12 protein-coding genes are annotated in these 24,871 nt (G+C 42.4%); all 12 read left to right on the top strand.

Annotated features, from left to right (window positions below):
* The first annotated feature begins 364 nt into the window (after positions 1-364).
* Positions 365-1,765 carry a cytochrome P450 gene (locus tag IQ276_RS00470; RefSeq protein WP_193912929.1) on the top strand — a complete coding sequence of 467 codons (1,401 nt, stop codon included), beginning with the start codon at positions 365-367 and terminating at the stop codon, positions 1,763-1,765.
* A 335-nt stretch (positions 1,766-2,100) separates the two neighbouring features.
* Positions 2,101-3,942 (top strand): fatty acyl-AMP ligase, encoded by a 1,842-nt coding sequence (locus tag IQ276_RS00465; RefSeq protein ID WP_193912927.1) that lies wholly within the window; start codon positions 2,101-2,103, stop codon positions 3,940-3,942.
* Positions 3,943-4,029: 87 nt separating this feature from the next.
* Positions 4,030-4,335: an acyl carrier protein gene (locus IQ276_RS00460; protein WP_193912925.1), complete on the top strand. Its 306-nt coding sequence runs from the start codon at positions 4,030-4,032 to the stop codon at positions 4,333-4,335.
* 149 nt (positions 4,336-4,484) lie between these two features.
* The gene (locus tag IQ276_RS00455; protein WP_193912923.1) at positions 4,485-5,882 is read left to right on the top strand and encodes a hypothetical protein; all 1,398 of its coding nucleotides are present in this window, start codon (positions 4,485-4,487) and stop codon (positions 5,880-5,882) included.
* 156 nt (positions 5,883-6,038) lie between these two features.
* Positions 6,039-9,263 carry a type I polyketide synthase gene (locus tag IQ276_RS00450; RefSeq protein ID WP_193912921.1) on the top strand — a complete coding sequence of 1,075 codons (3,225 nt, stop codon included), beginning with the start codon at positions 6,039-6,041 and terminating at the stop codon, positions 9,261-9,263.
* A gap of 12 nt (positions 9,264-9,275) precedes the next feature.
* Positions 9,276-13,994 carry a type I polyketide synthase gene (locus IQ276_RS00445; protein ID WP_193912919.1) on the top strand — a complete coding sequence of 1,573 codons (4,719 nt, stop codon included), beginning with the start codon at positions 9,276-9,278 and terminating at the stop codon, positions 13,992-13,994.
* Positions 13,995-14,000: 6 nt separating this feature from the next.
* Positions 14,001-17,846, top strand: coding sequence for a beta-ketoacyl synthase N-terminal-like domain-containing protein (locus tag IQ276_RS00440; RefSeq protein ID WP_193912916.1), 3,846 nt, complete (start codon positions 14,001-14,003; stop codon positions 17,844-17,846).
* A gap of 39 nt (positions 17,847-17,885) precedes the next feature.
* Complete coding sequence (locus tag IQ276_RS00435; RefSeq protein ID WP_193912914.1) at positions 17,886-19,241, top strand: SDR family oxidoreductase; 1,356 nt, start codon at positions 17,886-17,888, stop codon at positions 19,239-19,241.
* A 31-nt stretch (positions 19,242-19,272) separates the two neighbouring features.
* Positions 19,273-20,376 (top strand): methyltransferase, encoded by a 1,104-nt coding sequence (locus IQ276_RS00430; protein ID WP_193912912.1) that lies wholly within the window; start codon positions 19,273-19,275, stop codon positions 20,374-20,376.
* Between the two features lie 215 nt (positions 20,377-20,591).
* Positions 20,592-21,182 (top strand): SRPBCC family protein, encoded by a 591-nt coding sequence (locus tag IQ276_RS00425; RefSeq protein ID WP_193912910.1) that lies wholly within the window; start codon positions 20,592-20,594, stop codon positions 21,180-21,182.
* 48 nt (positions 21,183-21,230) lie between these two features.
* On the top strand, positions 21,231-22,223 hold the full coding sequence (locus tag IQ276_RS00420) for an SDR family NAD(P)-dependent oxidoreductase (protein ID WP_193912909.1): 993 nt from the start codon (positions 21,231-21,233) through the stop codon (positions 22,221-22,223).
* A gap of 334 nt (positions 22,224-22,557) precedes the next feature.
* Positions 22,558-24,567, top strand: a complete 2,010-nt coding sequence (locus IQ276_RS00415) for an SBBP repeat-containing protein (protein WP_193912907.1) — start codon at positions 22,558-22,560, stop codon at positions 24,565-24,567.
* Positions 24,568-24,871 lie beyond the last annotated feature (304 nt).

The following is a 24,871-nucleotide window of genomic DNA, read 5'->3' as shown; positions in this document are numbered from 1 at the left end:
CTAAAATCTAAAATCCAAAATCCAAAATTGTCTGACCTCAATTTAGATAGAATCCTCATGTCTTGAGCCTTTTCATCTCTATCAAAATAGCAACAAAAATGTAAGCATCATCACATTTTTGTTGCTTGTAGTCGTCAATTAATTGATGTGGAGGAAGTAAGATGATTTTTCAGGAAAAAAACTGCAACTTTTTTCAACACATTGTTTATTGCTTTCTCAAAAATAAAACTCTAATCTTATGAAAGTTCAAATAGATATGAAACATTTAAAAACAGATTGTTATTAACAATCCCAATCTGTTGAATTTTGGATAATTGGCATCATCCGAGTACAAATCACTGAAAATTCTACAATCGTAATCGCCATGACACTACCTGATGGTCCTAAAGCTCCACCGTTAATGCAGATGTTACAATGGATCAGCAATCCATTAAACTATATGGAAAGTAACGCCCAACGCTATGGTGATATTTTCACAAGTGGTAGTAGTTGGAACTTGAAACCTATAGTATTTGTAAGTAATCCACAAGCAATTCAGAAAATTTTTCTGAACGAGACAAAACAGTTTGAAGCCCCCGCCACAGCTAAGCGAATTTTTCGCCCTTTATTAGGTGACTTATCAATATCTAGAACAGAAGATGGTGCTCACCATCGCCGAAAACGTCAGCTCTTAATGCCTCCATTTCATGGAGAAAAAATGGCTGCTCATGGAGAATTAATTTGTGATATTACCAAACAGGTAATGAATCGACTTAAACCTAATGAAACCTTCTCCGCTATTGCATCCTTACAAGAAGTCTCTATGCGAGTAATTCTAGAGGGTGTGTTTGGGATGCACGAAGGAAAACGCTACGAACTCATCAAGGAACTGTTAGTTCCCTGGTGGGAGGCTCTCAGTTCTCCGATAGGTTCTGCCTTGTTATTTATGCCTTTACTCCAATTAGATTTGGGACCTTGGAGTACTTGGGGGCGTTTTTGTCGCCTCAGAGAGCAAATTAACCAACTGCTTCTGCTGGAAATTCAGGAACGTCGCAAACAATTCGATCCGACTCGCACAGATATCCTGACAACGTTAATGTCTGCTCTGGATGAAACAGGTCAGCCAATGACAGATGAGGAATTGCGCGATGAGATGCTGACACTGCTGACAGCTGGTCAGGAGACTACAGCAACTGCAATAGCTTGGGCAATGTACTGGATTCATTACCAGCCTAATGTCATTGACAAACTGCACAATGAGCTAGCTACCCTCAACGGCTCAAAAGACCCAATGACAATTGCTCGACTGCCCTATCTGACTGCTGTCTGTCAAGAAACTCTGCGAATTTACCCAGCAATCTACTCAAGTTTTGCACGGATGGTGAAATCACCAGTCGAGCTAATGGGCTATGAGTTGCCAGCTGGTACAGAAGTCATGGCCTGTATTTATCTGACACATCAACGTGAAGATATATATCCAGAACCCAAACAGTTTAAGCCAGAACGTTTTTTAGAGCGTAAATTCTCGCCTTATGAGTATTTACCTTTTGGTGGTGGTAATCGCCGTTGTATTGGTGAGGCACTGGCACTATTTGAAATGAAACTCGTGCTTGCAACTATCTTGTCAGGCTATCAATTGGAGTTAGCTGATAAGGAACCTATACGACCTCAAGTCCGCCGCGTTACTCTCTCACCTACTGGCGGCGTCAAAATGGTGATGATTGGTCAATATCAGCCCCAAGACCTACCTGTAATCAATAAAGCCGTCAGTTTATCAAAAAAATAGAGAGGAACCATTGAGAGCTTAGAGTCTGACGCCAATTCTCTCAATTTACCAGTCTATTTGAAGTTTGAGCATAGGGAAGCCAGTGTGTTGTTTCTTACCAGACTTCCGAGTGAGTTGCAAAGCGGCTTCCCACAAGATTTGAAAATATGTTGGCGATCGCCAGATTTTTATTTCATGCAGAGATGTTTAAACTTCTGCACACAGATGCTCTATTTTACCTGAAAATGCCCTTACAAGATGAGATTGTAATTAGTCCACCAACCCGGATTTTGGAATTGGAATCTTCAAGCAGAAGTCTGGGCAGTTTTGTCTAGTTTTCTCTTCAGGAGTACGAAATGACTGCATATTTAAATTTGTCCGAACCATCTCTAAATCAAGTTTCTACTTTAGTAGATATTCTGCGCCAAAGAGCGCAAAACTCGCCTAACCAATTAGCTTATACTTTTCTACAAAACGGACAAACACAAACAGCCACCTTGACTTATCAAGAGTTGGATAGCAAAGCTAGAGCGATCGCAGCGACTCTCCAATCTTTAGGGTATTCTGGCGGCAGAGCTTTGTTACTATATCCACCTAGTCTAGAATTTGTTGCTGCCTTCTTTGGGTGTTTGTATGCCTCTATGATCGCTATTCCCGCTTATCCACCCAGGCGGAATCAAAGTATGCTCCGGTTAGAGGCAATTATAGAAAATGCTCAGACGACAGTTGCCTTGACCACTACATCTGTGATAGATAACATACAAGGACTTTTGAGCCAAAATCCAAAACTAGCAGATATGCAACTGCTAACTACGGATAACATTGCAAGTCCTGTGGCTGAGTTATGGCAGCAACCAAACTTGTCAGGAAATACCCTGGCTTTTCTGCAATACACTTCTGGTTCTACCGGCACGCCAAAGGGCGTAATGGTCAGTCATGACAATCTTCTGCACAATTCAAAGCTAATCCATCAATCTTTCGGGCATACACCTAACAGTCATGGTGTAATTTGGCTACCACCCTACCATGATATGGGGTTAATTGGTGGAGTCATACAGCCTCTCTACGGTGGTTTTCCAGTCACACTGATGTCACCAGTGGACTTTCTGAAAAAGCCTCTGCGCTGGCTGGAAGCAATTTCTCAATATCAGGGGACTACCAGCGGCGGCCCCAATTTTGCTTACGAACTCTGCATTAATAAAGTGACACCCGAACAGATAGCAAATCTCGACCTTAGCAGTTGGGAAGTGGCTTTCACCGGAGCCGAACCTGTGCGATCGTCAACTATAGATCTTTTTGCAGAGACATTTAAATCCTGTGGATTTCGTCGTCAGGCATTTTACCCTTGTTACGGCATGGCTGAAACAACTTTGATTGTTACCGGAGGATTGAAAAAAGATCCGCCTGTGGTGCAACAAGTTGAGGGAGCCGCCCTTGAGCAAAATCGGGTGTTGATAACACATCGAAAAGAAAATGCCAGGACAATTGTCGGTTGCGGTCAGAGTTTGTCAGAGCAGAAAGTCGTGATTGTTGACCCCGAAACTTTGACACAATGTCCAGCTGACCGAATAGGAGAGATTTGGGTGTCAGGTGCGAGTGTAGCTTGTGGTTACTGGAATCGATTAGAGGAGACAAAAGCTACTTTCAAAGCCTATTTGGCAGATACAGCTGAAGGTCCATTCCTACGTACTGGAGATTTAGGATTTTTGCTCAACGGCGAGTTGTTTATCACTGGGCGACTCAAAGATATGATTATTATCCGCGGGCAAAACCATTATCCCCATGACATTGAACTGACTGTAGAAAAGAGTCATCCAGCAGTGCGAATAGGTTGTGGAGCAGCGTTTGGTATAGATGCAAATGGCTCAGAACATTTAGTGATTGTTCAGGAAATAGAGCGCAACTACCTGCATCAATTAGATGTTAACGAGGTCATTGGGAATATTTGTCAAGCTGTAGCAGCCGAACACGACCTCCAAGTTTACGCTGTGGTACTCGTTAAAACTGGTAGTATTCCCAAAACTTCTAGCGGTAAAATTCAGCGTTATGCTTGTCGGGCTAGGTTTCTCAGTGGCAGTTTGAATGTTATAGAAGATTGGAGTCAAAATCCACGTCACAAAGTCAAGTTTTTGCATCTCCAGACCGAAGTTGGATCTATTTTGCAACAAGTCCAACTTGCTAGTACTCAAGAGGGCTGAATTCAGAGTAAACCCTTAATGGTTAATAGTTAAAAATCATTAACCATTAAATGAATTTTATTTTTTCAAATATATGGAGTGACCAGCATGGAAAATTCTCGTGTTCAAGATAGCACAATTTCTTTAGTTCCTGCTATTAAAACTACACCAACAACGGCAGAAATTAAAGGATGGATAGTTTCTTATCTGACAAACCTATTAGAAGTTGAAGCTGACGATATAGATGTAACCATTCCCTTCGATCGCTACGGTCTAGATTCAGCCATAGCACTAGGGATGATTGGGGAACTAGAAGAGTGGTTGGGATATGAACTCGATCCTACCTTACTGTATGATTACCCGACAATTGAAGCTTTAGTGAAGCATTTAAGTTTGAATGTGCAGCACAACTAAAACCATTTCCATATGAAGACCCATAGAAAGAACCCCACCGCCTGCGGCACCTCCCCTTAGGAGAGGTTGGGAGAAGTCAAAATAATGTGCAGCTTCATAAAGAATTGGTAGAAAATCAAGAATTTGTGTAAATTATTTCGAGGAAAACTATGACAAATATCATCAATTTTTCTAGCACAGAAAATCAATCTACCATCTTGTTGAATTCCAAAAAAAAGCATGTTCAAGTCATTGAAAAAACATATAAAAATAACAATGACTCAGACTATACCGAAAAAATTAGGGATTTAGGCAAGCAATTTAACTATGCCAGTGACCGCGATTATTACTGGGGCATCCCGGAACTGTCATTACTTTACGGTACTCCACTGTACGAAGTTGCTACGCGATCGCAAAAACTAGCCCTCAATCATCTTTATTGGGTTGGTAATTATAACCATACCGCTGTTAGCGAAGCAAGTACCAGTATTTACAACCGAGTCACAGCTGGCGTGTTTAAAGCCGTTGGTGGTTACGAAACACTTTGTAGTGAGTTAGACGTTGAAACCGATCAAGAAAGCTACCACATTCGTGCCTTTCAAAATGTTGGCTATAAAACCAAATTAGCCCTATTAGGTAAAACAATCTTGGGCAATCCTTTATATGCTAAATCAACCAAAGGAAATACGAATCCTGTGATTAAGCAATTGCGAGAATTTTTCAACCCAGAAAATTCGCCCTTCTCTACTTACCGAGACAATACCTTAAGCTTTATAGCTAAAACAATGCTTAAGGATAAACAACAATATTATTCCGAATATCTCCAGGATCTCGATAACAAAGGCGAGTCAATTCCCGCAGCAGCGGATGGTTTAGGAGGCAGAATAGCACCCCGGCATTGGTTACGCTTTTTTACCTTAAACTGGGGAATTTCCCCATTCATGGCTTGTCAATACTATTCTTTACGCTACACAGCCAATGCAATTCTCAAAAACCAAGAGTATCCCTATTTCAAGTATTTCCGTGAGTTAGAAGAAAAAGGCGAATTTATCCCCAAACCAACTGCTATTTCTCATTTTCATTTACTAGACGAAGCCTTCCATACCACAATTTCCCAAACTATTGCCAAAGATATGTACAAGGACTTTCCTAAGCCCACAGCTTATGAAAAGTTTGTCTCTGGACGAATGGTTTACATGACACAACAAAGCCTGCTCAGTGGTTTATCTGCGGTGTTACCCGGCCGTTGTGTTGCAGACGATCCCTTGTTTATGGTGTTTTTCTACAAACTGCTCAAGTCTCCTTTATTTGACTTATCAACTGAAGAAACACTCCACTGGATGAAAAGGTGTTTTTGTGAAGAACACGAGGGGTTCCATGTTGGTTTGAAATACCATCAAAGCTTACTAGAATTGATGCGGCGATTATTCGGTTCTCTAGACTATCAGTGGGCTGTGAACCGTGAGATGAAAGTTATGGCTGGTGGCGGTTCGATTAGCAAAGCTATCGAAAATAATATCAAAACATTTCAGAAATTCTCTGAGTCCATTATCAGCGATCGCAGTTAGCTTTCACCAGGCATAGAAATAAAAACGCCAAACTTGAGGTAGTGCCGCCGCCGGCACTCTTTTCTGAGGAGGTTTCCACCGATATAGCCAATCGCTACGAAGCAAATTATAGGGCTAATTTAAAATACTGCAAAATCTGAATTTAGCAAAGTTGAAATGGAACAGATAGCAATTATTGGTATTGGTTGTAGATTTCCGAAAGCTAATAACCCCGAAGAATTTTGGCAGCTTTTACGTAATGGCATAGATGCCATTACTGAAATACCAAAAGACCGATGGAATGTCAACCAATTTTATGACCCAGAGCCAGCAAAACCAGGTAAAATCAGTAGTCGTTGGGGTGGTTTTCTAGACCATGTAGATCAATTTGATCCGAATTTTTTTGGAATTTCCCCCCGGGAAGCCGAACACATGGACCCACAACAAAGGCTAGTTTTAAAAGTAGCCTGGGAAGCTTTAGAAAATGCGGGGATTGTACCCAAAACTTTAGCACGCAGCCAAACTGGGGTATTCATCGGCATTACTAATGCTGACTATCACAGACTTTTGTACAGGGATTTTTCCCGAATTGATGCATATAGCGCCACGGGTACTACTCCCTGCATTACTGCCAATCGTCTATCCTACATCTTGGATTTGTGTGGCCCTAGTTTAGCCATAGATACAGCTTGTTCCTCGTCTTTAGTTGCAGTTCACTTGGCTTGTCAGAGTTTGCACTTAGGAGAGTCTAATTTGTGCATAGTTGGAGGAGTAAACTTGATGCTCTCTCCAGAGCCAAGCATTACTTTTTCTCAGGCGCGGATGATGGCACTTGATGGCCGCTGCAAAACCTTTGATGCTAAAGCTGATGGTTATGTCCGGGGTGAAGGTTGCGGGATTATTATCCTCAAGCGTCTCTCAGATGCACTCAGGGATAACGACAATATTTTAGCAATTGTCAAGGGGTCGGCAATCAACCAAGATGGATTGAGTAACGGACTCACAGCACCTAACGGGCCTTCTCAACAAGCAGTTATCAGCCAAGCCTTGCAAAATGCCAAGGTGCAACCAGGAGAAATTAGTTATGTAGAAGCCCACGGAACTGGTACTTCTCTAGGAGATCCCATTGAAGTCAAAGCCCTAAAAGCGGTGTTAATGACAGGACGCCAGTTAAATCAACCTTGTTGGATTGGCTCAGTCAAAACTAACATCGGTCATTTAGAAGGTGCTGCTGGTATTGCCGGTTTAATCAAGGTAGTACTTTCTTTGCAACATCAGTACATCCCAGCACATTTACACTTCCAAGAACTCAATCCTTATATTTCTCTCAAAGGAACTCCCTTTGCGATTCCTACCGAGATGCAGTCTTGGAATGCTAGTGCAGAACGCCGCTATGCTGGGGTCAGTGCTTTCAGCTTTGGGGGTACTAATTGTCATCTAATTCTCGAAGAAGCACCCGTATTTTCCCAAGTTAAAGCATCTGATGCTAACCAAGGTCATTTGTTTACACTCTCGGCAAAAACTGACAAAGCTTTGGTAGGGCTAGCAAAAAAATATGTAGACTTTTTGGATTCTCATTCGGAAGTCTCTCTTGTAAATCTCTGCTTTACAGCTAATGCCAAACGTAGCATCTTTGACAAACGTTTCGCGGTTTTTGTTGAATCTACGATGCAGTTGCGCCAGCAGTTGGCAGCTTTTTGCGCTGGTAGTTTGTCCGTAGGACTCGCCAGCAGTCGAGTGAAAAGTAAGAAATCCCAGAAAATAGTATTTTTATTCACCGGTCAAGGTTCTCAGTATGTAGGTATGGGACATGAACTATACCAACAAGCACCAGTGTTTAGGCAAACTATCAATGAATGTGCTGAAATTCTGCGTGCTTATATAGAAACACCTTTACTGGAAATCTTATATCCAACAACACCAAGTAATTTTCCTCTTAGTGAAACTGCTTACACTCAACCTGCTTTATTTGCCCTGGAATATGCTTTAGCTAAATTATGGCAATCTTGGGGTATCCATCCAAATATAGTTATGGGTCATAGTTTGGGTGAATACGTAGCTGCTTGCGTGGCTGGAGTATTCAGCTTAGAAGATGCCTTGAAGTTGGTTGCAACTAGGGCTAATCTGATGCAATCTCTGCCTCCAAACGGGGAAATGGTAACAGTTTTTACGAATGCTGCACGAGTGACAGAGACGATGCAAGCTGTAGCAGGTAGTATGCCTGTGGCGATCGCTGCGATTAACGGTTCAGAAAATACTGTAATTTCTGGCACCCATGAGGCAGTTACAGCAGCGATCGCCACCTTAGAATTTGCAGGAATCAAAAGCAAGAAACTAGCAGTTTCCCATGCCTTCCACTCTCCCCTGATGGAACCAATGCTGGCTGATTTTGAGCGGGTTGCCTCACAAGTAACTTACTCATTGCCCCAGATAGATTTAATTTCCAATCTCACCGGACAAATAGCGACATCAGAAATAGCAACTGCCGCATACTGGGTAAATCACGTCAAAGAGCCTGTAAACTTTGCTGCTAGTATGGAAACCCTTCACCAGCAGGGTTATGAAGTATTTGTAGAAATAGGTGCTAAACCAACCTTATTGGCAATGGGTCGTAACTGTTTGCCAGAAAAAGTAGGAGTTTGGCTCCCTAGCCTACGTCAAGGACATTCAGATTGGCAGCAAATTCTGGAGAGTTTGGCACAACTATACTTGCTTGGCGTGCAGATAGACTGGTCTGGCTTTTACCAAAATCATTCCTATCGCCCGCTACCACTACCCACTTACGCCTTTCAAAAACAGCGTTATTGGGTAGAAACCTTGAAGAATATGACACCAACTCATGCTTCTTCAGAAGAATTAGCAACCCTACTCAAACAAACAGCAGAATTACTACCCAAGATACTGCAAGCATTTAATCAACAGCCAACAACAACATCGTTGGAACAATTATTTTCTGAAGTCAAGCCATCCTCAAAGCCTGAAGAACCTTGGTTGTTACAACGTCTAGAAAACACACCGCCTCAAGAACGCCTAAATTTCTTGATTGCTCAGTTACAAAATGAAGTCGCAAGTGTGTTGCATCTTGATGCCTCTGAACTACCAGAACCAACCCAAGGCTTTTTTGATATGGGCATGGATTCTTTGCTGGCTATCGAGTTAAAAAATCGGCTGGAAATGAGCTTAGGACATTCTGTTTCAGCCACCTTAGCCTTCAACTATCCCAATATTGAAAACCTCGCCTTGTATTTACTCAAAGATGTCACGAATTTAGATTACACCAACAAATCGCCAGAGGGATTTCACAGCTATGACAATGAGTTGGCTTGGATAGCCGCCAAGGTAGAACATCTCACAGACCAAGAAACTGAAGCTTTATTGATGCAAAAACTAGCAAATCTTTGAGAATAAACTGCAATGAGCAAAATATCAGAACGCTTTGCTCACATGTCTCCATTAAAACAAGCGCTCTTAGCGTTGGAGGAAATGAGTTATAAGCTCAATCGCATTGAGTGTCAGCAAACAGAACCAATTGCGATCGTTGGTATGGGTTGCCGCTTTCCTGGTGGTGCTAATAATCCAGAATTGTTCTGGGAACTTCTGGAAAATGGTGTCGATGCTACTACCAAAGTGCCTGTAGAAAGATGGAATATAGATGCCGACTACGATGCAAATCCAGAAATTCCTGGCAGAACTTATACCCGCCAAGGTGCATTTTTGGATGTGGAAGTAGACAAATTCGACGCCGAATTTTTTGGGTTGGCTGCACGGGAAGTTGTGAGTATGGACCCCCAGCAACGATTATTGCTAGAGGTCAGTTGGGAAGCTCTAGAAAATGCAGGTCAAGCACCACAAAAGTTAACTGGTAGCCAAACTGGAATATTTATCGGCATCAATACTTCTGATTACTCCCAGCTACATCTCAAGTCCCAAGATGCTAGTCAACTCAGTGCCTATTTCTTTACTGGTAACACCTCCAGCGTCGCGGCGGGTCGTTTATCTTATATTCTCGGTTTGGAAGGCCCTAGTGTTGCCTTGGATACAGCCTGCTCGTCATCCCTAGTCACCGTGCATTTAGCCTGCCAGAGTTTACGTGCCAGAGAGTGTCAGATGGCTTTAGCAGGTGGAGTCAATTTGATGCTGTCATCGGCGGGATATGTTGTTTTATCCAGGATGCGAGCCTTAGCTGTGGATGGTCGTTGCAAAACCTTTGATGCCACAGCCGACGGTTATGGACGAGGCGAAGGGTGTGGCATTGTGGTACTGAAGCGCCTTTCAGATGCCTTGGCTAATGGCGATCGCATTTTAGCCCTGATTCGGGGTTCAGCGATGAATCATGATGGGCGTAGCAGTGGACTGACCGTCCCTAATGGCTTGGCACAGCAGAAATTGATTCGCGCTGCTTTGGCTAACGCCAGAATCGAGCCAAATCAAGTGAGTTATTTGGAAGTTCACGGTACTGGCACAGCCCTGGGAGACCCCATTGAGGTTGAAGCATTGGGCAGCGTATTATGTAATGGGCGATCGCCACAGCAGCCCCTGATTCTCGGTTCAGTCAAAACAAATATTGGTCATCTAGAAGCTGCTGCTGGCATAGCAGGTTTGATTAAATTGGTGCTGGCTATGCAGCACAAACAAATCCCGCCCCATTTGCATCTGCAAAATCCCAATCCTGCCATCCGTTGGGATGACCTACCAATGGTAATTCCTAGAGAATTAACTCCTTGGTCAACAACTCAAACACGGATTGGTGGCATCAGTTCCTTTGGTATGAGTGGAACCAATGCCCATATCATCCTTGAGGAAGCGCCTGCAATTCAACCCGTACAGCCGGAAATCGAACGGTCGATTCATCTTCTTTGTTTGTCTGCTAAAAACGAAGCGGCTTTAAAGGCATTAGCAAGTCGGATGATTAGTCACTTAGAAACCCATCCGTCTCAGCCTTTGGCAGATGTATGCTTTACAGCCAATACCGGGCGATCGCATTTTGCCCACCGTTTAGCTGTGGTGGCCGAACAGCCAGCACAAGTAATAGCACAACTAACTGCTTTTACTGCGGGTAATGTGCAGCATCCCCTACTGACTGGAGTAGTGCCCCGTCAAACTCGCCCCAAAATAGTATTTCTGTTTACGGGTCAAGGATCACAATATGTGGGGATGGGACGCCAACTTTATGAACAAGTACCCACATTCCGCAAAGCTTTAGAACGTTGCGATCAAATACTGCGGCCTCATCTTGAGCGATCGCTATTATCAGTACTTTACCCTGAAGCCGGAACAACCCCGCTACTAGATGAAACTGCTTATACCCAACCAGCCTTATTTGCCCTAGAGTATGCCTTGTTTGAACTGTGGCAATCATGGGGGATAACTCCGGACGCAGTTATGGGTCATAGCGTAGGAGAGTATGTTGCCGCTTGCGTGGCAGGAGTATTCAGCCTTGAAGATGGACTGAAGCTGATTGCCCAACGGGGACGCCTCATGCAGACTTTACCTGCTAATGGGGCGATGGCGGCTATTTTTACTAATATTGCACAGGTAACATCTGCAATTGCACCTGACGATGGTCAGGTTTCCATCGCTGCCGTTAACGGCCCAAATAATATTGTAATTTCTGGCGCACATAAAGCAGTACAGGCGATTATATCTAAGCTGGAGGCACAGGGAGTTGATAGCCAACAATTAAATGTTTCCCACGCCTTTCATTCACCTTTAACTGCACCGATACTAGATACATTTGAAGATATAGCAGCACAAATAAACTATTCATCTCCAAAAATTAGGATGATTTCCAACCTCACTGGTTCTCTGGTGGAGGGAGAAGTCACCCAACCTGAGTACTGGCGGCGTCATATGCGAGAGGCGGTACAATTTTCTCCGGGAATGCAGACACTCTATGAACAAGGGTATCAATTATTTGTAGAAATTGGCCCTCATCCCGTACTATTAGGGATGGGACGGCGATGTTTACCGGATGAGAAGTTGCTTTGGCTACCTTCCTTGCGGAAAGGACAGTACGATTTACAACAGCAATTACAAAGTTTAGCAGAATTATATATTCGTGGAATTGAGGTAGACTGGAGCCGATTTGACCAAGATTATCCCCGCCAGCGCCTAGAATTACCTACTTATCCTTTTGTGCGATCGCCCTATTGGATTGAGTTACCAAAGTCCGATACTAGGCAAGCATCGCTCAGAAATGATTGGCTGTATGAAGTTGAGTGGCAACCAAAACCTCGGATTTTGGATTCTCAACCCACCGAAGGCGGTTCCTGGTTAATCTTTGCCGATAACAGCGGTGTTGGTCTGGCACTAGCAGAGGAGTTGGAACAACGCGGACAGAAAGCCGTTTTGGTCTTTGCTGACGAAGTTAATCCCACAGTCAAACAGAAATACTGGAAAATTAATTCTTCACAGCCGGGAGATTTTCAACGGTTATTAACAGAAGTACTGGGAACCGATCAGCCCCCGTGTAGTGCGATCGTGCATTTGTGGAGTCTTGACCATGAACTCACAGAAAACTTGACCACAGATTCTTTAAATCAGACTCGCAACTGTGCCAGTGTACTGCATTTAGTACAAGCTTTAAGTTCAAGTAAAATTTCTCAGTTGCCTCGTTTGTGGTTAGTCACCCAAGGGGCGCAACCAATTAAATCCGATGGCAATTCTCTGGCTGTAGCTCAGTCCCCAGTGTTGGGCTTGGGACGGGTGGTGTCTATTGAACATCCTCAATTCTGGGGCGGATTAATTGATTTAGCTCCAGAAAATTCTCCCGCAGCCGTAACAGCACTGTTAGAAGAAATTTGGCAGCCAGATGGGGAACCGCAAGTAGCTTTTCGAGAAGGACAGCGTTATGTATCTCGCCTGATCCGTAGCGAAAAGCGTCAAGCACCTACCCAAGAGCAAGGCTTCCGGGTTAGTGCTGATGCAACTTATCTCATTACTGATGGTTGCAGTAGTCTGTCACTGAAGTTAGCCGAGTGGATTGTAGAGCAAGGGGCGCGACACTTGGTACTTTTAGAACATAACACTGTTGCCCGTAACGTTAGTAAACAGTTGCAGCAACTCCAAAGAGCCGGAGCCGAGATCAAAGTAATTCATGGCGATATCTCTCAAGAAGCAGAAATCGCCGAAGTTTTTGCCGAAATCGCCCAATCTCTGCCTCCTTTGCGGGGAATCATTTATGTGGATGATGTTATCAACGATGGTCTGCTGCTCAAGCAGGACTGGGAGAGCTTTGGGAAATTCCTAAATTCAAAAGTAGCTGGGGTATGGAACTTACATAAAAAGACAGAGGATTTACCTTTAGACTTTTTGATTCTTTTCTCCTCAATAGTTTCCCAAATCGGCTCGCCTGCTCAAGGCAACTATGCCGCAGTCAACGCCTTTTTAGATACTCTTGCTGAGCAACGGCGGTTACAGGGATTGCCAATTTTAAGTATCAATTGGGCGACATGGCAGGAAACAGATATCGCCGCAGCTTTGGGTAAGCTAGGCGAACAGCGATGGCAAGCAATAGGTATAGATTTGATTGCTCCTAGCCAAGGGTTACAAATTCTTCAACAGTTATTGGATGAATCTGATCGCCAAGTAACTGTCATGCCTGTGAATTGGTCGAAGTTTTTTCAACAATTCCCCTCTGGGTTTGAACCGCCATTTCTGAGTGCGATCGCTCCGGAAGTGAAATCAAGTAATTTGTCCTCAGAAAATCAGCCGTCTCAGCTTTTAAAGGATTTAGAAAAAACTCCTCCCAATAAACAATATGCCGTTTTAGTTTCCTTTATCCAAACTGAAGCCCTGGCTGTGTTAGGTTTAGATCCATCTCAAAGATTACAACCCCATATAGGCTTTTTTGAAATGGGTATGGATTCTTTGATGGCTCTAGATTTAAAGAATCGTTTACAAGCTGCTATTGCCCAAGAAATTTCTGTTAGCGTCATATTTGAATATTCCAATATTGAATCGCTTTCCAGATATTTAATTAGTGAATTTTTCTCCCAGGAATCACTAGAAACATCAACAAGTGAGTCAGAAGAAGATCCTGAAGAAATGACTCAATTATTAGCAGAAATTCAGCAGCTATCAGAAGCAGAACTAGAAGCATTAATTGACCAAGGAATCCAGAATATTTTGTAAATAATTATGAAAACATCTTTAGAAAATCTTGAGCAACTATCTCCACTACAACGGGCTGCTTTAGCCATCAAAGAAATGCAATCCAAGCTCGATAAGATCGAGCGCAAGAAAACAGAACCAATCGCCATAATTGGTATGAGTTGCCGATTTCCTGGTGGAGCTAATGACCCAGAATCTTTTTGGCAATTATTACACGATGGAGTAGATGCTATTCAAGACATTCCTTCATCTCGGTGGGACGTAAATGCACACTACAACCCAAATCCAGAAGCTTCTGGCAAGATGTATGTGCGGCAAGGTGGATTTTTAGATGTTGCAGTGGATGAATTTGATGCCCAATTCTTCAATATCTCCCCCCGCGAAGCTGCCAGCATGGACCCTCAGCAACGGTTATTACTAGAAGTCAGTTGGGAAGCTTTAGAAAACGCCGTGCAAGCACCAGATAAATTGACTGGGAGTAAAACCGGAGTTTTCATTGGGATTTGTAACAGTGATTATTCACAATTATTACAACCACTTGGTCTGAGTAGCATTGATGTTTACAGTGCCACTGGTAATGTCTTTAGCATTGCGGCTGGCCGTTTATCGCATCTTCTCGGTTTGCATGGGCCTACATTAGCAGTAGATACCTCGTGTTCATCGTCCCTGGTGAGCGTCCATCTAGCCTGTCAAAGTCTGCGTTCTGAAGAATGCGGTTTAGCATTAGCTGGTGGAGTCAACTTGATGTTATCACCCCAAGGGGCGATCGCCATGTCCAGGATGCGGGCTTTAGCAGTTGATGGCCGTTGCAAAACTTTTGATGCTAGTGCTGATGGTTACGGGCGAGGTGAAGGTTGTGGCATAGTCATTCTCAAACGCCTCAGTGATGCGATCGCCGATGGTGATAATATTCTGGCATTAATTCGCGGTGGGGCAATCAACCATGATGGTCACAGCAGTGGTTTGACAGTTCCCAATGGACTTGCCCAGCGGGCAGTGATTCGTGAGGCTTTAGGAAATGCCAAGGTAGACGCAGCTCAAATTAGCTATGTAGAAGCCCACGGAACAGGTACAGCCCTGGGAGATCCCATCGAGGTGAGAACTTTAGGGGCGGTGTTGGGTAAAGGACGCCCAAAGGAGCAACCGCTGATAGTGGGTTCAGTCAAAACAAATATCGGTCACTTAGAACCTGCCGCCGGCATAGCAAGTCTGATAAAAGTAGTACTGGCTATGCAGCACGCTGAAATACCTCCACATCTGCACCTAACAAAAGTGAATCCTCATATTTCTTTGCAAGAGAATAATTTAAAAGTTCCCACAACAGCAACTCCTTGGACTGTAACAGCAGGTGAACGAAGGATAGCCGGAATTAGTGCTTTTGGGATGAGTGGCACAAATGCTCATCTGATATTAGAGGAAGCGCCAGTGCGTCAAGTCGTGGTAGCAGAACTAGAAAGATCCCGGCATTTATTGACACTTTCAGCCAAAAGTGCAGCAGCCTTAAAGGAACTAGCTAGCAGATTTGAGAACTACATTACAGCTCATCCATCGGCATCTTTGGCAAATATTTGTTTTACAGCTAATACGGGGCGATCGCATTTCGACTATCGTTTAGCAATGGTGGCTGAATCATCAACACAGCTGCGTCAACATCTGAATGCTTTTGTTACAGAGCCACAGCCAGTGTTGCAGCCATGTAATCACCAACCTAAAATAGCTTTTGTGTTTACTGGTGAAAGTTCCCAGTACATTGGCAAAGGACGCCAGCTATATGAGCAAGCGCCGATATTCCGTCAAGCCTTAGACGAGTGTGATGGATTGCTGTATCCTTTACTTGAGCGATCGCTTTTATCTATACTTTATCCTCAACCAGGAAATACCTCAGCCCTAGAAGATGCCGCATATGCACAACCAGCTCTATTTGCTTTGGAGTATGCTCTAGCAAAATTATGGCAGTCTTGGGGCATAGAACCTACAGCAGTTATGGGTCAAGGTGTAGGAGAGTATGTAGCAGCTTGCATTGCTGGAGTGTTTAGCCTTAAAGATGCACTGCGTTTAATCTGTGGTAGACAATTTGCCCATAATTTTGCAGCAATAGCAGCAGAAGTTAGCTACTCGGTTCCAAATATTAGCATAGTTTCTAGCTTAACCGGAGAATTAGCCACAGACATTATTGCCAAAGCTGAGTACTGGCATCGTCAAATTGATGCACCAATCGAGCTTTCTACAAGCATACAAACACTGCAAACACAGGGTTGCGAGCTGTTTCTCGAAATTAGTCCAAAACCTATCTTAATGGATATTGCCGAGCAATCTCTCCCTCAAGAATTTGGTACTTGGTTACCTTCATTGGATCAGCAAGAAGAAGATTGGCAAGTGTTGTTGCAGAGCTTAAGTACTCTCTATATTCAAGGCCACAATATCAACTGGGAGGGATTTGACAGCGACTACCAACGCCATCGCCTTTCACTACCCACCTATGCTTTTGAACGGCAAAAATATTGGCTGAAAACGGCGAAAAATCTTCCTCAAGCAACAGTAAGCTATGCACAAAAGCTAACTCATCCATTTTTACATAGACGGTTACATTCACCCCTCAAGCAAATTCAGTTAGAGTCTGATTTAAATCTCGATTCTTTACCTTTTGTGAAGGATCATCGTATTGAAGGGATGCCTGTAATGAACATCTCCATTTACTTGGAGATGATATTTGCCGCCGCCGCCGAGGCTTTTGGCAAAAAAATTCATGTTGTAGATAACTTTCTCATTTCTCGACCATTGATATTTACAGAGCAAGAAACTCAAACCATACAATTTATTGTCACTCCTGAGGATTCGTCAAAAGCCTTAATCCAAATTTTTAGTCGCGTCACAGATGAAGACAATCAGCAAATATTTTGGAGCTTAATTGCATCTGGAGAAATTAATCTCAGTGACGTAGAAACTACTGCATCAGAACAACAATCTCCTAATTTTGCAGAAATTCAAGCAGAATACTCACAAGAAATGTCTGTATCTGAATTCTACCGAGTCTTAGCAGAGCGAGGAGCTAATTTAGGCCCCAGTTGCCAAGGATTAAAACGCCTCTGGCGGCAAGATGGGAATGCTTTAGGAGAAATCCAAGATTCACAGACAGAATCAGATCATGATGACCTATATCAACTGCCATTGGGGATTTTTGATTCCTTCTTTCAACTTTTAGGAGCTAGTTTTCCTGCCACATTACCTGATAATTATTTACTAGGAGGTTTTGAAAGTTTCCGAGTCTATGATTGTGTAGGAAAATCTTTTTGGGGCCAAGCCAAGTTACAACTCAGTAATCACCAAGAAGATTACAAAGAAACTGTTTTAGGAAACATTCAGTTATTTAATCATGCCGGAAACATTGTAGCAGAAGTTATCAATGCACAGTTAAAACGTATCAGTCGAGAAGCTCTACAACGGGCTGCTATTGTAGGTAATAATAGCAGGAATCAAAAGAAACCAAGTAACTTTTCTAGAGAGAAACTTCTCAATGCTGAACCAGAGGCACGTCTAACAATACTGGAGAATTATTTACTGACAGAATTAGCCAAAGTGCTGCAACTTCCTGTGTCAAATTTGAACGCCCAGCAATCTCTTAATTCCCTGCTAGATTCCTTAGTTACTGTTGAAATTAAAAATCAGATTGAACTTGACTTGCAGGTTAGCGTCCCAATCACCAAGTTTTTTGAGGTAAGTAACATCGCCCAACTCGCAACCTTTGTATTGCAGCTACTAAAATTAGAGCCGAGTCTTGAATATGCAGATGATGAAACATTATCACAAGCATTAGCAGAACTAGAAAATATTTCAGAAGCTGAGGCAGAGGCAATGCTTGCTAATAGCATTTAAACATGATTAAAAAGCAATTGATGTAGAAGGAAATTTTTGATGAGTGATATTTCACAGCGGATTACTGCTCTTTCTCCAACCAAACGCGAACTTTTATTAAAGCGGATTCAGAGCAAAAAAGAGATTGATCAGCAAAGCGTACTGACTAATTTGGCAAGTTTTGGCATGACAGTTGAAGAACTAAAAGCCGAAGCTAATTTAGCTCCAGAAATCTATCCCACAACCAAAAATATTGGGTTTATCGATCAGCCAAAATCTGTCTTTTTGACTGGAGCAACTGGATTTGTTGGAGCATTTTTATTAGATGAAATTCTTCAGCAAACTCAAGCAAATATTTATTGTTTAGTCCGAGCAAATGATATAATACAAGGAAAGCAAAGAATTCAAAAAAATCTTGAATCTTACTTGATTTGGGATGAAAGTAAAACAGCTAGAATTATTCCAGTCCTTGGAGACTTAACTCAACCACTTTTAGGTCTGGAAAGCGAACACTTCCAAATAATGTCCAATGAAATTGACGTTATTTATCACTGTGGTGCATTAGTCAAATGGACTTATCCCTACAATGCATTGAAAGCGGCAAATGTTTTTGGCACTCATGAAATTATTCGCCTAGCTTGCCAAAACAAAGTCAAACCAATACACTTTATATCAACTGTAGGTTTATTCTCATCACCAAATAGCAGTCATAGTGTCATCCCAGAAGACGAAATTTTGGAGAACAGCGGCACATTATATAATGGCTACGCTCAAAGTAAATGGGTTGCTGAAAAATTAATCCGGCTTGCAGAATTGCGAGGATTACCGATTTCGATTCATCGACCAAATACAGAAGGGCACAGCAAAACAGGTGTTTTTAATCATGATGATCACTTGTGCAAGATTATCAAGGGATGCATTCAACTCGGAAGCGTACCGATAGATTTAGATATAATAGTTGCGAGTGCGCCGATTGACTACGTAAGTAAAGCAATCGTTTATCTTTCAAGACGCAATGAATCGCAAGGTAAAGCATTTCATTTAGTAAATCCCCAACCTCTAAAATGGAACGAATGGATTAACCGGATTTGCTCTCTCGGCTATTCACTTAAGCAGCTTTCCTATAACGAATGGAAAGCTGAATTAATGAGCCAAATTAAAGTTTCCCAGACCAATGAATTATATACTCTTTCTCCATTTTTTTCTGATTCCATGCTTGAGGCTGTTAAAATGCCAGTTTTTGATTGTAAAAACACTTTACATGGATTAGCAGAAACTTCTATTGCTTGCCCAGCCATAGATTCTGAATTACTAAATACTTACTTTTCGTATTTCAGAGATAGCGGTTTTTTGCCTCCACTAAAAACCAATGGGAATTCCCCAGAATTAAATAATATCAACGCAGTAGCTTATTGAATATTCAATTAATCACCTTGGAGTTAAATATATGCAACAATCTTCACCTAAACTACCCCCACGTTTTGTCATCAAATTTTTGGTTTCAGTACACAAATTTTTGCTCGGTGCTGCACAAGCTATTTTGCCGCCACAGCTAACAGTATTCGACCACATTATTGGTGCTGCGTCTACAATGCTGTTGCATACAGCAGCACATTGGAGGATTGCAGATTATCTCCATGAACGCCCAATGAGTAGCGAGGAATTAGCGGGACTTATTGGAGCCAACTCTGATGCAGTGCATCGGATGATGCGTGGTTTAGTTACAATTGGATTTTTCCAAATTACAAAAGATGGGAAGTTTGAAAACAATCGGCTTTCAAAAACTTTAATAACTGATGTTCCCGGCTCACTCAGAGACGTAGCTGATTATATGGGAACCAAGTCTATCATTGATAGCTGGGTAGATGTTAAAGAGGCAATCATTACTGGTAAGAACACTTTTGAAAAAATTCATCAAGTGTCTTTTTGGGAATGGTTACGAAAAAATCCTAACGAGGGAAGAACTTTCGCAGCTTCGACTGGTAGCCGAACAGCATTGGATGCTCCCGCTGTTGCAGCCGCTTATCCTTTTCAAGATTTGCAAAAGCTTTGTGATGTAGGTGGAGGTAGAGGAACCCTCTTAGCTGAAATCCTCAGCCAACACTCTCATCTTCAAGCAGTACTACTTGATGATGAATACGTTTTAGAAGAAGCTAAGTATTATCTCAAAGAACGAGGAGTTCAAGGACGGATTAAAACGGTTTTTGGAAACTTCTTCCAAGGTCTGCCGAATGATTGTAAAGATTGCGATGCTTATATTTTAAGAGACATTCTCCATGATTGGGATCAGGAAAATTCTCTGGCAATTCTATCGAATGTCCGTAAAATCATGAAGCCAGGAAACCGCATTTTGATTGCGGAAGAAGTTGTGGAAAAATTCGACACAGAAAAGCCAGGAACAATGGTGGATTTGCATATGATGCTCATTCACGACGGACGCCAAAGAAGTCGAGAAGATTTCCAAAACCTTTTTGAAAAGGCAGGATTTCAACTACGACGAGTAATTTCAACTCCCTTAGCAATCAGTATCGTAGAGGGAGTTGCTGTATAGCGATCGCAAAAGCTTTTAGCCGTGCCTAGTTGATTTTTTTAGGGAATTCCAAAGAAAAAACATCTAATTAACTCTTGTGGTGTGGCACCCCACAATATTAGATAATTTATTTCTTGGAGTTCCCTTAGTTTAAATTTTCCCTAAGTTTCACATTTGCGGTTAAAAACTCAATCCATAAATCCATTGAATTCAAACTAATTTATAGGAGTTGTAAAATGAGCAACGTATCAGAAACAGCCTTGAACAATATTGAGACGGAACTGCAATCAGAAACCTCAGATTTAGCTAATGACCCAAGCCTTCTCCAAGCAGTAAAAGGAAAAATAGAGCGGTTAGAAGGACGAAAAATGCGCTTTAGTGCCAAAATCCAAATTCCCTATTCTTTGGAGCAAGTCTGGCAAGTCTTAACAGATTATGAAGCTTTTCCAGAATTCATGAGCAATTTAGTTCAAATTCAAAGACTGGAACATCCCACAGGAAACATTCGTCTCGATCAAATTCTGAAAAAAAAGTTCATGGGCTTACAGTTCAAAGCTCATATGATCATGGATATCGAAGAAAATTTTCCCCATGAAATTCGTGAATATCTTGTTGAAGGAGATTTTCAAAGCTTCCTTGGTTCTTGGCGATTAGATCCTTGCTTGTTAGGAGAAAAAACTGGAGTAAATTTAAGTTATGAACTTTTAGTTATACCAAAACGTATCTTTCCAATAGCGCTGGTTGAATACGTCCTCAGCCAAGATATGCCAAAGACTATATTAGCTGTCAAAGACCGATTAGAAAAACTATTTGGAGCGAGTTGTTAAACTAAATATCATCGGTGACCAAATGACAAACTAATCATCGTTGACATAATGGCATCACAAACTATCACGACACGTAAGACTGTAATTATCACGGGAGGTAACACCGGACTCGGTTACCACTGTGCAAAAACCATTGCTAGTTCTAATCAAGATTGGCACATTATTATTGCCAGTCGGGACAAAATCAAAGCTACTGCGGCAGTTAAACAACTAATTAGCGAAACGGGAAATGAGCATATTGAAGCTATGACGCTGGATTTAGGTTTCCTAACTTCAGTCCGCGCCTTTGCTCAAGATTTTGCAACTCGTGATACTCTGCCACCATTAAGGGCGATTGTATGTAATGCAGGTATCCAAATTGTGACTGGTACGACACACACTAAAGATGGTTTTGAAACAACATTCGGCGTCAATCATCTTGGGCATTTTTTACTAGTCAATCTGCTATTGAAGTATTTAGTTGCCCCTGCGAGGATTGTCTTTGTTAGTAGTGGTGTTCACGATCCAGACAAGTTAGAAGGTAAAATCATACCGCCACGCTATCGTCACCCAGAGTTTTTAGCACGGCCAGAAACAGACCCTACTGCTTTAGAGGAAAGTCCTGCCAGAAGTGGTATGAGACGCTATGCGACCTCAAAACTTTGTAATGTTTTATGTACCTATGAGTTGGCGCATCGGCTCCAATCTCAAGGACATAGCACGCTGGAACACCCAATTACGGTGAATGCTTTTGATCCTGGGGCTGTACCTGGTACAGAATTAACTCGACAATATAACCCATTGCTGCGCTTTGCGCTATCGTCAGCCTTTTTACTTCGCTTGTTGGGTGTCAATGCCAATAGTCCCAGCACTTCTGGCCAAGCTATGGCAAGGCTTGTTCTTGACCCGCAACTACAAGGTATATCGGCTAAGTATTTCAGCGGTTTGAAAGAGATTGCATCTTCTCAAGAGTCTTATGACAAGAAAAAAGCTGCGGAACTTTGGGAGGTGAGTGGCAAATTGGTGAACCTCACGGCGGGTGATTCGATTTGGGCATCATAGCTGATTCAACGATATCCCTCTTCTATGTGTCTAAGAGGATGTTTTAAAGTTAGTCGCTCAGGTATTTTTCAGGTAAATAGACCACGCGGTAAGGGCACAGCAATGCTGTGCCCCTACGACAGATGTGGTTCAAATACATGAAAATTGCTGTAAGACAATGGGAGAGTTTGCAAACATCCTCTAAGACGCAAGAAAAGTGAATTTTTCGCTGAAAGTTTCAAGACTGATACAACAGGGATATTAAGCGATCGCACTCTACTGTTTTCCAATCATCTCACAATTAGGGGTGCTGAATACCCCATCCTCTACATCTGATGGAGCTGAGGCTAGTTACATGAATCGTAATCAACAACCAAAGTGTTTTAATGCACTGTTTAAGAGTGATAGTCTGACTGGAATCTTAAAAAACGAGGCTATAGCTGGAGTACTAGATAGTCTAACTGGCATCCTGCTAAATAACGTTCTGACTCACCCAATAAATCATCAAACAACAAATAATAGTATTCGACTAAACTTTCGAGATTACTTCCATTTGCAACTGTTCTTGTTTGCTAGTTCATTTATTAAAGATCAGTTTGGAGCTGGACTGCAAAATAGTATTTTATTGAGTCCGACTCTTCCAGAAAACGTTCGCGCCTTAATTACAAATTTTGTTGTAGTTGGTACACCTTACAGTGATTCCGAAGTTCTTGCTGGAACTTCACATCCTGATATCATTGCTGGTCGAGAAGGCAATGATGTCATTCTTGGTGTTAATCCTGGTTCGGCTCATCCTGGACGGGGAGATTTCGATTTCTTCGTCGGTGATGTTGGGAAAGACAGATTTATTCTTGGTGATTGGCGAAATGTTTACTATGTCGGCAAAGGTACAAAGGATTTAGCTTCAATTGTAGATTTTAATCCCAACGAGGATAAAATTCAGCTGCATGGTAATCAAAGCGACTACGTTCTGGTGAATTTTTCTGAGCTGCAACTATCTGGAGAAGGAACCGCAATCTTTAAGAAAGGTTCTAGACCTGATATTATTGCTCTCATACCAGGAATTTCTAATTTAAATCTTACTGGAAATTACTTTCAGTTTGTAGGAAATGCACCGCCTCCAGAGTCAAACTTCAAGGAGGTTAAGCAGTTTGGTACTGTTGGACTTGACTACTCTTTTGGTGTTTCTACTGATAATTCTGGTAATGTCTTCTTGACTGGAGCTACCGATGGTAACTTGGGAGGACTCAATGCTGGGGATAGAGACGCTTGGGTGGCTAAGTATGATGGCAATGGTAACCAGCAGTGGGTTCGCCAGTTTGGAACTTCTGCCAGAGATGAATCTTTTGGTATTGCCAGCGATCGCTCTGGTAATATTTTTGTAACCGGAACCACCTTTGGCTCATTAGGCAAAGCTAATGCGGGGATAGAACGAGATGTCTGGATAGCCAAATACGACACCAATGGTAACCAAAAGTGGATTCAACAGTTTGGGACTTTTGGATTTGACAATAGCTATAAAATTGCTACTGATGATTCTGGCAATGTCTACGTGACAACATACACTCGTGGCAATCTGTTTGGAGATCAGAATCAAGGTCAAAATGATGTTTGGGTTACCAAATATGATACCAATGGTAACCAGCAGTGGTCTCAACAGTTTGGGACTCCTGGCTTTGAGTTATCTTTTGGCGTTACCACCGACCATTCAGGCAATGTCTTTGCTACTGGATGGATTCAAGATAATTCTGGCAGACTCACGGCTGACTCTTATGATGCTTGGATAACTAAATACGACACCAATGGTAACCAACAGTGGTCTAAAGAGTTTGGAACTTCAGTTTTTGATTGGTCGTGGGATGTTGCTACCGACCAATCGGGAAATGTCTATGCTACAGGATTAACTAGCGGTGATTTAGGTGGAACTAATGCTGGTTCTTATGATGCTTGGATAGCTAAATATGACACCAATGGTAATCAGAAATGGACAAAGCAGTTGGGAACTGCTGGGGATGATAACGCTCTTGCAATTGCCACAGACATGTTTGGCAATATCTATTTAACTGGTGCTACCGATGGTAACTTAGGGGGAGTGAATGCTGGTTCTGATGATGCTTGGGTAGCTAAATATGACGCCAATGGTAACCAGCAGTGGATTACACAGTTTGGAACATCTAACCTGGACAAAGGGTATGATATTGCTGTTGACAATCTTGGTCATGTCTTCGTTACAGGCGTCACTGAAGCCTCTTTGGGAGCAAAAAACATCGGATCTTTTGATAGCTGGGTAGGCAAACTGTCTTCAACTGATGGCGGCTTACTGAGCTTTAATCCACCTGTAGTAGACCAACAAGCTTGGTTGTGAATCAATTGGCTGGGGTGGGAAATACAGCAGGAGTCAGAATTCAGGAGTCAGAATTCAGGAGTCAGAATCAATCAGTCGCGGGTCTGAATCCCCGACTGTCTTGTTGACCACCAAATTGAAAATTTGGTGCGGGTGCAAAAACGCCGATTATTCAGACGCGACGCTCGAGTACTCGCTCTAAGCGTTGGCGCAGCCTCTCGTAGAGAAGGCTTTACGCTACGCTATCCGCCAGTCATACAGAAAACATTGCTGAATTCTGACGACTGACGCCTCTATTCTGTTGGATAAATTTTTGAACTTTTTG

This window comes from Desmonostoc muscorum LEGE 12446 (genome assembly GCF_015207005.2).
Classification (GTDB): domain Bacteria; phylum Cyanobacteriota; class Cyanobacteriia; order Cyanobacteriales; family Nostocaceae; genus Nostoc; species Nostoc muscorum.
This window is presented reverse-complemented; position numbering and strand designations above follow the sequence as displayed.